General features: G+C 49.5%; 11 protein-coding genes. All 11 read left to right on the forward strand.

Annotated features, from left to right (window positions below; genetic code table 11):
• Positions 1–56: 56 nt before the first annotated feature.
• Complete coding sequence (locus ACYVJG_RS05640; RefSeq protein ID WP_022652497.1) at positions 57–896, forward strand: ABC transporter ATP-binding protein; 840 nt, start codon at positions 57–59, stop codon at positions 894–896.
• A gap of 14 nt (positions 897–910) precedes the next feature.
• Positions 911–2,143, forward strand: coding sequence for a phenylacetate--CoA ligase family protein (locus tag ACYVJG_RS05645; RefSeq protein ID WP_460430191.1), 1,233 nt, complete (start codon positions 911–913; stop codon positions 2,141–2,143).
• A 23-nt stretch (positions 2,144–2,166) separates the two neighbouring features.
• Positions 2,167–3,711 carry a CoA-acylating methylmalonate-semialdehyde dehydrogenase gene (locus ACYVJG_RS05650; RefSeq protein ID WP_022652495.1) on the forward strand — a complete coding sequence of 515 codons (1,545 nt, stop codon included), beginning with the start codon at positions 2,167–2,169 and terminating at the stop codon, positions 3,709–3,711.
• Positions 3,712–3,794: 83 nt separating this feature from the next.
• Entirely contained in the window at positions 3,795–4,250 is a 456-nt protein-coding gene (locus ACYVJG_RS05655) for a PaaI family thioesterase (RefSeq protein ID WP_022652494.1), read from the forward strand.
• Positions 4,251–4,269: 19 nt separating this feature from the next.
• A complete protein-coding gene (locus ACYVJG_RS05660) occupies positions 4,270–5,430 on the forward strand; it encodes an acyl-CoA dehydrogenase family protein (RefSeq protein WP_460430192.1) in 1,161 nt (386 codons plus the stop codon).
• Positions 5,430–6,212, forward strand: coding sequence for an enoyl-CoA hydratase (locus tag ACYVJG_RS05665; protein WP_022652492.1), 783 nt, complete (start codon positions 5,430–5,432; stop codon positions 6,210–6,212). The genes ACYVJG_RS05660 and ACYVJG_RS05665 overlap by 1 nt, the downstream gene beginning before the upstream one ends.
• 19 nt (positions 6,213–6,231) lie before the next feature.
• Positions 6,232–7,380 carry an enoyl-CoA hydratase/isomerase family protein gene (locus tag ACYVJG_RS05670; RefSeq protein WP_460430193.1) on the forward strand — a complete coding sequence of 383 codons (1,149 nt, stop codon included), beginning with the start codon at positions 6,232–6,234 and terminating at the stop codon, positions 7,378–7,380.
• Positions 7,381–7,416: 36 nt separating this feature from the next.
• Complete coding sequence (mmsB, locus tag ACYVJG_RS05675) at positions 7,417–8,307, forward strand: 3-hydroxyisobutyrate dehydrogenase (RefSeq protein ID WP_022652490.1); 891 nt, start codon at positions 7,417–7,419, stop codon at positions 8,305–8,307.
• A gap of 256 nt (positions 8,308–8,563) precedes the next feature.
• Entirely contained in the window at positions 8,564–8,788 is a 225-nt protein-coding gene (locus ACYVJG_RS05680; RefSeq protein ID WP_460430194.1) for a YdcH family protein, read from the forward strand.
• A gap of 174 nt (positions 8,789–8,962) precedes the next feature.
• Entirely contained in the window at positions 8,963–10,540 is a 1,578-nt protein-coding gene (locus ACYVJG_RS05685) for a hypothetical protein (RefSeq protein ID WP_460430195.1), read from the forward strand.
• 15 nt (positions 10,541–10,555) lie between these two features.
• A complete protein-coding gene (locus ACYVJG_RS05690) occupies positions 10,556–13,051 on the forward strand; it encodes an AAA family ATPase (RefSeq protein ID WP_460430196.1) in 2,496 nt (831 codons plus the stop codon).
• Positions 13,052–13,166: the final 115 nt, after the last annotated feature.

Here is a 13,166-nt window from a genome sequence, read left to right on the forward strand (position 1 = left end):
CGCTGAGCTTCCCGACCCCGTTGCCCGGGGTCGGTTCACCTGCATCGGGAGAGGCCATGACTGCAACGACCCATACCGAACAAAAAAATGGCAGCCCTTATTTGCTGTCAATCAATAATATTGAAGTGATTTACAACCACGTGATTTTGGCGCTGAAGGGGGTTTCCCTTGATGTGCATGAGGGCAATATCGTTGCCCTGATGGGTGCCAACGGCGCGGGGAAAACCACCACTCTAAAAGCGATTTCTAATTTGTTGCGTGCCGAACGCGGTGATGTGACAAAAGGCTCGATTGAGTTTCGCGGTGAACGGGTGGATGCCATGACACCAGATGGTTTGGTGAAGCGTGGTGTGATTCAGGTGATGGAAGGCCGTCATTGTTTTGGCCACTTAACCGTAGAAGAAAACCTGTTGACTGGGGCATATACCCGTTCGATTAGCCGTGCCGAATTGAAAAACGATTTAGAGCGGATTTATCACTACTTCCCTCGCCTGAAAACCCGTCGCAATTCACAAGCCGGTTATACCTCTGGTGGTGAACAGCAAATGGTGGCGGTCGGTCGGGCGATGATGGCGCGTCCTACCATGATTTTGTTGGATGAGCCTTCGATGGGTTTGGCACCGCAAATCGTGGAAGAGATTTTCGAGATTGTGAAAGAGCTCAACCAAAAAGAAAAAGTCAGTTTCTTGTTGGCCGAGCAAAACACCATGATTGCGCTGCGTTACTCTGACTATGGTTACATCATTGAAAATGGTCGAGTGGTGATGGATGGGCCAGCGAAAGAGTTGGCTGATAACGAGGACGTGAAAGAATTCTATCTTGGCTTGGCAAAAGAAGGTCGTAAGAGCTTCCGCGAAGTCAAACACTACCGCCGCCGTAAGCGTTGGTTGGCTTAATTGAGAGGATGGACATGATGTATCCGGATCCTCAAGAACGCCGGCCACATGCAGAACGGGTGGCCGCATGGGAACACGCCTTACCTGCGTTTATCGCTCATGCGAAACAGTTTGCCCCTGCCTACGGTCGCTTATTGGCTGATGTTGAGGCAACGTCGATCAATAGCCTTGCAGCACTGGCTTCTTTACCGATTACCCGTAAATCGGCCCTGATCAACGAGCAAAAACAGCAACCGCCGTTTGGTGGCTATGCGGCGCTTGCTGCAGGACAGGCGGCGCGTTTGTTTGCTTCACCGGGGCCAATTAACGAACCACAGGGCACAACCGAAGACTTTTGGCGTATGAGCCGCGCTTTGGCTGCCGCCGGTTTTGTGGCGGGTGATATTGTGCACAACTGCTTTTCCTATCACTTCACCCCGGGCGGTTTTATGTTGGATTCCGGTGCACGGGCTTTGGGATGTGCGGTGTTTCCGGGTGGGGTGGGGCAAACGGAGTTACAAGTGGCCGCAATGCGTGACTTAGGCGCCACAGCCTACACCGGTACCCCGTCTTTCCTCAAAATCATCTTGGAAAAAGCAGATGAATTGGGGGTGAGTTTGCCGAAATTGACCAAAGCGGTGGTCACCGGCGAGGCTCTACCCGGTAGCTTGCGGCAGTGGTTTACCGACCGTGGTATTACGGTGCGCCAGTGTTATGCCACCGCCGATTTGGGCCTGATTGCGTATGAAACCACCCCGGGGGCGGGGATGGTGCTCGATGAAAATATCATCGTTGAACTGGTCAAACCGGGTTCAGGTGAGTGGGTTGCTGAAGGTGAAGTCGGCGAAGTGGTGGTGACCAGCTTTAATCGGGATTATCCACTGATTCGGTTTGCGACTGGTGATTTATCGGCTTTCCATCCGGATGCTAGCCCATGTGGTCGTACCAACCGTGTGATCAAAGGATGGATGGGGCGCGCTGACCAAACGGCCAAAATTAAAGGCATGTTTGTGCATCCAGAACAAATTCACGCCATTGTGAAACGACACCCAGAAATTCAACATGCCCGTTTAGTGGTGGATCGAGCAGACGATTTTGATGTGATGACGCTGCAAATCGAAACCACCGAATCCTCACCGACATTACAACAAGCGGTTGCTGACACCATGCGCGACATCACCAAATTGCGCGGTGAAGTGCAACTGTGCCCCCCTCAAAGCCTTGCCCGTGATGGCAAAGTGATTGATGACATTCGTAAGTTTGAATAGCCCTATTTCTATTGGAGCATCTGATGAGCGTAGCAAATGATTCCTTGCTGTTTACGCCTGCTGCTAACGGCGAGGCACCGACGGTTAAGCTGTTAATCAATGGTGAGTTTGTTGACTCCAAAACCCAACAGTGGTTGCCAGTGATCAACCCTGCGACACAAGAAGTGTTAGCACGGGTGCCGTTGACCACTGCCGAGGAAGTCGATGCGGCGGTGGCTGCGGGTAAAGCGGCTTTCAAAACATGGCGTAAAACCCCAATCGGGACACGCGCCCGTATTTTCCTGAAGCTGCAACAGCTGATTCGCGAAAATATGAAAGACTTGGCTGCCACGTTGACAGCTGAACAAGGCAAAACCTTGGCGGATGCCGAGGGTGATGTGTTCCGTGGTTTAGAAGTGGTAGAGCACGCTGCCAGCATTGGTAATTTGCAGCTCGGTGAGTTTGCAGAAAACGTTGCCAGCGGGGTGGATACCTACACCGTGTTACAGCCTTTGGGTGTGTGTGCAGGGATTACCCCCTTCAACTTCCCAGCGATGATTCCTCTGTGGATGTTCCCGATGGCGATTGCCACCGGCAACACCTTCTTGCTCAAACCTTCCGAGCAAGATCCCTTGGTGACGATGAAATTGGTCAAGCTGGCATTAGAAGCTGGGGTGCCGGCTGGGGTGCTGAATGTGGTGCATGGTGGGGCAGATGTGGTGAATGCCATCTGTGACCATCCCGATATCAAAGCGATTTCGTTTGTCGGCTCGACCAAAGTGGGCACCCATGTTTACAACCGTGCCAGCCTGAACGGTAAGCGGGTGCAGTGCATGATGGGGGCGAAAAACCACGCCATTGTGTTGCCTGATGCCAATAAAGAACAAACCCTCAACCAATTGGCTGGTGCCGCGTTTGGTGCTGCGGGTCAACGCTGCATGGCCTTGCCGGTGGTGATTATGGTCGGTGAGGCACAAAGTTGGATTCCTGACTTGGTGGCCAAAGCCAAGAGCTTGCGCGTGGGTGCCGGTCAAGATAACCCCGATGTTGGCCCGCTGATTTCTTGCGCGGCGCGTGAACGGGTGACGGGCTTAATTGCCAAGGGCGTTGAGCAAGGCGCCAAATTAGAGCTGGATGGTCGCGAAGTGACGGTCGAAGGTTATCCCAACGGTAACTTTGTGGGCCCAACCATTTTCAGCGAAGTCAAACCCGGCATGGCAATCTATGACCAAGAAATTTTTGGCCCGGTATTGTCGTTGATGTCGGCGGATAACTTGGATGAGGCGATTGAGATGATTAACGCCAATCCAAACGGCAATGGTACGGCCATCTTCACCCAATCCGGTGCCGCAGCGCGTAAATTCCAAGAAGACATCGATGTTGGCCAAGTGGGGATTAACGTGCCGATTCCGGTACCAGTGCCGATCTTTAGCTTCACCGGCTCGCGTGCTTCTAAGCTTGGCGACCTCGGCCCATACGGTAAACAGGTGGTTGCGTTCTATACCCAAACCAAAACTGTCACCACCCGCTGGTTTGATGACCCTGCTTCGATGGGTAATAAAGTCAACACCACCATTAGCCTCAAGTAATTTGTATCAAATGTCTGTCCACGCAGAGACAGTGTTGTCTCTGTGTGGGTGGGTGTTGCCTGCTGTTGAGAAAGGACTGTGTGATGTTGCATGTCAGCGATCCAAATTTTGCCGAACGCACCCGCAATAGCTTCCAGCGGCAGGCCATTATGCATTTATTAGGCGCAGAAATGCGTGAAGTTGAAGCTGGTCGGGTGTTAATCGCTTTGCCATTCAAACCCGAATTGTCGCAACAACATGGTTTTTTTCATGGCGGGGTTACGGCCACGATTGCGGATTCGGCAGGTGGTTATGCCGGATTTACCCTATTTGGCCCCACCGACTCGGTGTTAACCGTTGAGTTTAAATTGAATTTAATTGCGCCTGCTGACGGTGAATGTTTGTTTGCCGAAGGGCGGGTGAAAAAACCTGGGCGGACCTTGACCGTCTGTGAAATGGATGTGTGGGTAGAAAAACAAGGCCGCCGTAAAGACTGCGCGGTCGGTTTGCAAACCCTGATGCGGGTCACCGATCGGCCTGATATTGCCGAAGCAGGTTAACCCCTATAGCGAGGATGTCATGGATTTTGCCTTAAATGACGATCAGCGTGCTTTTCAAGAAAGCGCACGCGACTTTGCCCAACATGAACTTGCCCCGTTTGCGGCGCAATGGGATGCCGAAGAAACCTTTTCGCTTGAAACGCTGCGTAAAGCGGGGGATTTGGGTTTTTGTGGGTTGTATATTCCCGAACAATATGGTGGTTTGGGTTTGTCGCGCCTAGATGCGGCAATTGTGTTTGAAGAATTGGCCGCCGGTTGTACCTCAACCACGGCATATATCACCATCCACAATATGATGACGTGGATGATTGCGACGTTTGCCGAACCTGATGTGGCGGCGGAGTGGGTGCCAAAACTGGCATCTGGTGCGCTGTGGGGCAGTTATTGTTTGACCGAGCCGGGAGCCGGTTCGGACGCAGCTTCGTTAAAAACCCGCGCTGAACGGGATGGCGATCACTACCTCTTAAACGGTTCCAAAATGTTTATCTCTGGTGCCGGTTCGACGGATGCCCTAGTGGTGATGGCGCGTACTGGAGGTGCTGGGCCAAAAGGGATCTCTGCCTTTTTAGTTCCGGCCAATTTGCCGGGGATTCAATACGGTAAAAAAGAACACAAAATGGGCTGGAACAGCCAACCCACCCGCGCTATTACCTTTGACAATGTGGCGATTCCTGCTGCGTATCGTTTGGGGGCCGAGGGTGAAGGGTTTGCCATTGCGATGAAAGGGCTTGATGGTGGCCGCATCAATATCGCTACCTGTTCGATTGGCACCGCGCAAGCGGCACTCAATCGTGCCCAAGCCTATTTGCATGAGCGGCAACAATTTGGCCGGCCGTTGGCTGAGTTTCAAGCCCTGCAATTTAAGTTGGCTGATATGTTGACCGAGTTGGTCGCTGCCCGTCAGATGGTGCGTTTGGCAGCGTGGAAACTCGACAATCGCAGTCCCGATGCCACCACCTATTGTGCGATGGCAAAACGATTTGCCACTGATATTGGTTTTAAGGTCGCGAACGATGCCTTACAACTGCACGGTGGTTACGGTTATATCAAAGAATATCCGCTAGAACGTCATGTACGCGATAACCGTGTGCATCAAATTCTGGAAGGAACCAATGAAATCATGCGTGTGATTGTGGCACGCGCCGCCTTACAAGAAGGTGCTTTGGAGAGATTACGCTGATGAAAACCTATGCCCATTTAGCTGTTGAATTCCGTGACCACACTGCGGTTGTCACTATCCAAAACCCGCCTGCCAACACGTGGAATCGCGATAGTTTGTTGGCGTTGGAAACCCTGATTGCTGATTTGAACCAAAATCGTGACATTTATGCTTTGGTGTTGACGGGCGAAGGCGAAAAATTCTTCTCCGCTGGGGCTGATTTGAAATTGTTTGCCGAGGGTGATAAGGCGGTCGCGCGCGAGATGGCGCGCTTATTTGGTCGTGCTTTTGAGGCGTTATCGAATTATCGCGGTGTCAGTATTGCTGCCATCAATGGCTATGCCATGGGGGGCGGTTTAGAGGTGGCCTTGGCATGTGATATTCGGATTGCGGAAGAACAGTCGCAAATGGCATTGCCTGAAGCCACTGTCGGTTTGCTGCCATGTGCCGGTGGGACACAGAATTTACCGTGGTTGATCGGTGAAGGCTGGGCAAAACGGATGATTTTATGTGGCGAGCGAGTGAATGCTGCCACCGCTGAGAAAATCGGTTTGGTCGAACAGGTGGTTGCCAAAGGCGAAGCGTTAAATACAGCTTTGGCCTTGGCGCAAGGGGTGGCAAAACAAAGTCCTACTTCGGTGGCGGTGTGTAAACGGTTGGTACAAGTGGCTCGGCATAAACCGTTGGCAGAGGGTTTGCCATTAGAACGGGAATGGTTTGTCGATTTGTTTGATACCGCAGACCAAAAAGAGGGCGTCAACGCATTTCTGGAAAAACGCGCTCCACAGTGGAAGAATGCCTGACACTATGAAGGAGACAGCCGTGATAGAAAATACAGATGCCGTTATTTTTGCTGAACAGCGCAGTGCCAATGGTCGCAAAATTGGTTTTGCTACCTTAAATAGCGAAAAGTCACTCAATGCCCTGACGCTCGATATGATCCGCTTGTTAGACAACCGGCTGCGCGAATGGGCACAAGATCCTGAGCTGGCAGTGGTGGTCTTGCAAGGGGCTGGTGAAAAAGCGTTTTGCGCCGGCGGTGATGTTCGCAAATTGCGGACGGCGTTGGTTGAGGGTGGCGATACCGTACCGAACCCCTTCGCCACGACCTATTTCACCGAAGAATATTGTCTCGATTATCTGATTCATACCTACCAAAAACCGATTCTGTTATGGGGTAGTGGAATTGTGATGGGGGGGGGATTGGGCTTGATGGCGGGCGCCAGTCATCGCGTGGTGACCGAATCATCACGCATTGCCATGCCAGAAATTACCATTGGTCTCTATCCCGATGTCGGCGGCAGCTGGTTCCTGAATCGGATGCCGGGCCGCGTGGGGTTGTTCTTGGCACTGACCGCCGCCCCATTAAACGCCCATGATGCTTTAGTGGTCAATTTGGCGGATTTCTTTGTTTGTGCTGAAGATAAATTGGCGTTGGCTGCGCGTTTGACGGATGTTGAATGGAGCGAAGTTGCCGAAGAGAACCACGGCAAATTGTCCAAATTGCTGCGCGAGTTTTCTGCTCGTGCCGAGCCATTAAAACCTGCCTCACCTGTCCGCAAACATTTTGATCTGATTCAACAGCTCACCGACGGCGATACCTTAGCCGAAGTGGTGGAACAGATTTTGGCTCATCAGCATGATGATGACTGGATGAAGCGTGCGGCAAAGAGTTTGGCTGCCGGCTCACCTACCTCTGCTGCTTTGTCATGGGCCATTGCCCATCGTGCGCGCCATCTGAGTTTGGCCGAGGCGTTCCAAATGGAACTCACGCTATCGGTGCAATGTTGCGCCCATCCGGATTTCCGTGAAGGGGTGCGTGCGTTGTTGATTGATAAAGACAATACGCCGAAATGGAGCCCTGCCACCCTAGCCGAGGTGAGTGCTGAACACGTTGCAGCACATTTTGCTTCGCCGTGGTCGGCAGAAGAGCATCCTTTAGCGGGTATGGCGTGTTGTTGCAAAGCCTAGGTTATTGATAAAAAAAGCATCGAGAGGAGATTCATCATGGCACAACGGATTGCGTTTATCGGTTTGGGGAATATGGGCGGCCCAATGGCGCTCAATTTGTTAAAAGGCGGTTTTGCCGTCACGGTGTTTGACTTGTCAGCCAGTGCTGTTGCGCGCTTGACCGAAGCTGGCGCAACAGCTGCCGATTCTGCCTCTGCCGCCGCACAACAGGCCGAGGTGGTGATTACCATGTTGCCGGCGGGTAAGCATGTCGAGGCGGTCTATCTGAACGAAGGTGGTGTGTTAGACCATGCACCGGCTGGCGCGTTGTTGATCGATTGCAGCACCATCGCTGCCGATGCCGCCCGTAAAGTGGCAGCCGCAGCGCAAGCGCGTGGCTTTACCATGATTGACGCACCGGTTTCTGGTGGCGTTGGTGGTGCGGCAGCGGGGACATTGACCTTTATCGTCGGTGGCAGCACCGAGGCTTTGGAACAAGCTCGCCCTGTGTTAGAAAAAATGGGGAAAAACATTTTCCATGCTGGCGACAGTGGCGCGGGCCAAGTGGCAAAAATCTGCAACAATATGTTGTTGGGGATTTTGATGGCTGGCACGTCTGAAGCGTTGGCGTTGGGGGTGGCGAATGGTCTAGATCCTAAAGTGTTATCTGACATTATCGCTAAGAGTTCGGGCCGTAATTGGGCAACCGAGTTGTATAACCCGTGGCCTGGGGTGATGGACAACGTTCCTGCCAGCCGTGAATATAGTGGTGGCTTTGGGACTGACTTGATGTTGAAAGATTTGGGCTTGGCGGAAGAGGCGGCGATCAGTGCCAAACAAGCCATTCCCCTCGGTGCACAGGCACGGCAGTTATATGCCTTGCACAGCGGTTTAGGTCATGGCGGCCTCGATTTTTCCAGTATTGTGCGTTTGTTTAACAATAGTTAAGTTTTTGTCGGAATAAGGCTTGATGCCGATAGAATCTGTGGCGTAAGATGGCTTCAAAGCAGTGCATCGCTGCACTGCTCTAGGCTCGCAACCAAAACTGCGCTACCCGTGGCAAGTCCGTCCGGTAACGGCGGCGCTGTGACAGGGAGGGGCCCTGTGGCAGTTGGGAATGTGATGCCTGTCATTGGGCAATAAGGTGCTCGGGACAGGAACAAAACAGTGCACAGGTCTGTGCATTTTTTGGAAAGCAGCGCCTATGTTTCCCGAATACCGCGAACTGATTACCCGTTTGAAAACCGAAGACGCTCACTTTACCCGTTTGTTCGACAAGCATAACGAACTGGATCAGCGGATTAAAAACATGGAAGCCCGCATCGAACCCGGTTCACCTGTGGAAATCGAAAACTTGAAGAAGGAAAAACTGCATCTGAAAGATCAGTTATACGTCATTCTGAAAGAAGCCGACGCCACATCTGTCTAACCCTTCCCGAATAATTCACCTAAACGCCAGCCATCGTGCTGGCGTTTTTGTTTGTTCTAAAAACAGGCGTTCTATGCAAATACCAGTCTTTTTAAAGGTAGGTTTCGCAAACGACATCACCTGTCGCAGCGTTTGGTTAGAATAGCCATCACCGTAGCCATAGAGGAATTTGCCATGACTCACTCAACCGCCCACGATGTCTCCGATCCTCGCCACAATGACGAAGCGTTGCTCAATCAAGTTGCTGAAGCGCAAGCGACACAGCTGGAACATGCCTTGTTTGAGAACAAGGAGAATATGCACAAGACTGCCGAGGTGATTGCTTCATTTGTGGCTTCATGCCAAAACCGAGGTGAAAAGCCGCTTGAGCAATGGCTAAGTGATGAGTTTCGCAAATATCCCTCGTTGTGGGAAAGTGAAGAAGAAATCTTGGCCACAACACGCGATATTATCCAGTCGGTCGGCGTTTTTAATGAGCAAAAAGAATCGCATCAGCGTTGCCTAGATCAAGGTCGCAGCAGTGCATCGTGGTTGGCTAAAGAAATTGAAAAAGGTGCAGCGGCTACGGGGGCGGTGAATGTCGGGCAGTACGCCAGCCAAATTGATCAGGCATTAAGCGAGGCTAACACCAACGCACAACGGATCATCACCACCCAAACGGGTGCGATTAGCATGAACCCAAATTTGGATGGTTTCATTGCTGAGCAACACCATGTTGACACCTTTAACATCGATGCTGCGACAAAAGGCAGCCCATACCGTGCTGAATTGGTCAACTCGCGTGATTTGAATTCAGTTGATATTCAGATTGTCGATGCGGATGGTAACGTTGTTGCTCAATACCAATCCAAGTATGGGGCAACCCCAAGCGATACCGCCAAGCTATTAGAACGAGGCGATTATGGCGATCAACAGCCGCTGGTACCAGAAGGCCACAGCGAACAGATTGCTAACAGTGCCGAAGTGATTGAGATTGATGGAGTGAAGTCTCAGCCTTTGTCGAAAGAAGAAGCCAAGGCACTGCAAGAAAAAGCCCAACAAGAACAAGAAGCGCGTCAATACGATTGGTCGGACACCAATCGCTTAGAAATCACCAAACAAATTGGCAAACAAGCCTTAATCAGTGCATGTATCACCGCTGGCTTGCAAGGCACACGCATCTTGGCCCGTCGTGCCTGGAATTTCCTCAATGGCCGTAAAAACCCGTCTGTTGATAAAGACCTTAGAGAGTTTTTTCAAAGCACATTACGTTCAACCAAGCATACCTCGGTCCAAATTGCGGTGTCTGGTGGGGTGGTGGTGGCGGTGAAAAATGGCTGGTTGGGTGCAGCATTGCGCGGTACACCGGCTGGCCTGCTTGCCAACATTGCTTGCATTGGGCTGCAAAACGCTAAAACGCTCTACAAATTAGGCAAGGGTGAGCTTTCTCAAGATGAAGCACTCGATACCCTCGGCCACACCACGACCACAGCAGTTGGTGCATTGATGATGGCAACTAAGGGCGCCTCGTTGGGGGCGGCGGTTGGGGCTGTACTTGGGCCGGTTGGTACTGCTGTTGGTGGTTTTGTTGGCGGTGTGGCGGGGGGAATTGCTGGTAGTGAAGTCGGCGAAGCCGTGTATATAGCCGGTAAAGCAATAGCAAAAAAAGCAATTGACACGGCTCAAAAAGTAAAGAAAACCGTCAAACAAGTCGGTAAAGCAACCGTTAAAGCAGGTAAAGAGGCTTGGAAAAAAATTAAATCTTTATTTTAAATAAGGGTCAGGATCATGATGAGTTTATTGGAGCTTCAAAATAAAATTAAATCGCATTTGAAAGCGGGTTATCCTGGTTTGTTTATTCATTCTGGCGAGGAAGCGCGAGTTGATGTGATGTTGGAGCAAGTTGCAGCAGAATTAAATTTGCATCCAAAAGAGTGGAATCATGGTTATGGCTGGGTTCATTTTTCAAATAAACAGCCTTGTTTCGATCAAGAGCCAGAAATCAACTTAGCGCAAAGCTTACCAACATTGCTTGATGATGATTTAGATAACAAATTATTGATTATTAAAGATGCGTGTAGTGCACTAGAAAGTCAACCGTTAGCGGTAGCGCGGTTAAAACAATTACTCAATCGAATTCAACGCCATCATCGTGGTAAGGCGGCGGTGGTGTTGGTGTCGGAAACGGTTTATATCCCTTCTGCGGTTGAGTCTCAAGTGACGTTATTAACGTTGCCATTACCTCAAGGCGAAGACATTGCTGGATGGATTAAAGAGATTTGCCAACAGCTTGAGTTATCCGTTCCTCCACAAAAAGAACAGCGGTTACAGGCGGCATGTGGTGGATTGAGCGCTGAGGAAATTCGTTCGGCGTTGGCTATGGTGCGGCAAGAAAAAACCGAAATTGATGATGCAGCACTGGTAATGATTCAACACGAAAAAGAACAAATCATTGCTAAAAGTGGTGTGTTAGAGATGATTAAGGTGGATAAGGTAGATGTCGGCGGATTAGAAAATCTGACCCGTTGGCTTGGTCGCCGCGCACACATTTTTCATCGGCTTGAAGAAGCAAAACAAGCAAATATTCCAGCACCAAAAGGGGTTTTGATTGCTGGGATGCCTGGGTGTGGTAAATCGCTAACCGCGAAAGCCACCGCAGGTTTGTTTCAGCTGCCGCTGTTGCGTTTAGATATTGGTTCATTGTTGGGTAAATATGTTGGTGAAAGTGAACACAATATGCGCCGCGCACTGACAATGGCCGAATCGATTAGTCCGTGTATTTTATGGATTGATGAATTAGAAAAGGCTTTTGTTGGGATGAATAGTAACAATGGTTCTGAGGTTTCATCGCGCTTATTTGGTTATTTCTTAACTTGGATGCAGGAAAAAACCGGTGCAGTATTTGTGATTGCAACGGCGAATAATATCACTGCCTTACCTCCAGAGCTGTTGCGTAAAGGTCGTTTTGATGAAGTGTTTTATGTCGGTTTTCCGAATGCAACCGAGCGCGGTAAAATTTTTGATATTCACTTAAAAGGCAGCGGGGTTGATTTACAGCCAGCACAACGTTCGGAATTGATTGCCTTGTCTCGTGATTATGCTGGGGCAGATATTCAAAACTCGGTCAACGAGGCAAGAGAATCGGCATTCCTTGATGATGTACCATTAAATTTTCATCATTTGAAATCAGCAATTCAAAAAACTGTCCCGTTGCGTGAAACTTTGCGCGATCAAGTAGGGAAGTATGAAGAGTTGTTTGAAAAATTGAAGTTAAAACCGGCATCGGTGGCGGATGGTTTGAGCGTGGCGGAAATGATTAAATTGGCAGACGATCCCAATCCGCTGCGGCGTAAAGAAGTGGCTGAGAATCCAGACTGTCCTGAGGATCTATTAGAGAAATTGGCGTTTGATTTTGAGCATGATGTGTGTGCTGCTGTTTACAAAAACCCGAATTGTTCTGAGCGATTACTTACAATACGAATTAACATCAAAGAAAATGAGAAAAACTTTGATGCGGATTTGCTAGGGCTGGCTTGTGTTCATCAAAATGTGCCGCTAGAGTTATTGTTGGCTAAGTATGATGGTCTAAAATTGAACAGAGAATATAAGCGTCTTTTAATTGAGAGTTGTAATTTTGAGCCTTTGTTACTGAAATTGGCTGAAGATAAAGATTATATTGTACGGGTTTTTGCTGCGAAACAAAATTATTTATCAGATTTGATCCATTTAAAGCTTTCTCAAGATATTACTTATGTGAAAAAAGCGTTGGCTGCTAATAGTAGTATTACAGAAGCAGTACAAATAAAACTTTTTCAGGATTCCGGATATGAGGTAAGAAAAGCGTTGGCTGCTAATACTAATATTACAGAGGTAGTACAACTGAAACTTTGTGAGGATTCTAACTATGAGGTAAAAACAGCGTTGGCTGCTAATAGTGATATTACAGAAGCAGTACAACTAAAACTTTGTGAGGATTCTGACTATGATGTAAGAGAAGCGTTGGCTGCTAATGCTAACATTACAGAGGCAGTACAACTGAAACTTTGTGAGGATTATAGCAAGGATGTAAGAAAATCACTGGCTGCTAATCATACTCTTAGAGAAACTGTCCAATTAAAACTTTGTAATGATCGTAGTAATGGTGTCAGAAAAGCACTGGCTAGTAACCATAATCTTACAGAAGCAGTACAATTAAAACTTTGTGAGGATTCTAACTATGATGTAAGAGCAGTGTTGGCTGCTAATAGTAATATTACAAAAGCAGTAAAACTAAAACTTGGTTAGCTAGTAGCGTGGGCACTGTTTTTGTGCCCACTTTTTGCTTGAAAAATATGGGTTTGTGGTGCGTCGCCCCTTTGGGGTGACGGCACCGTACGAATGGTGCTAGACGGTTTGAATC

The sequence above is a fragment of the Aquaspirillum soli genome, from assembly GCF_054781915.1.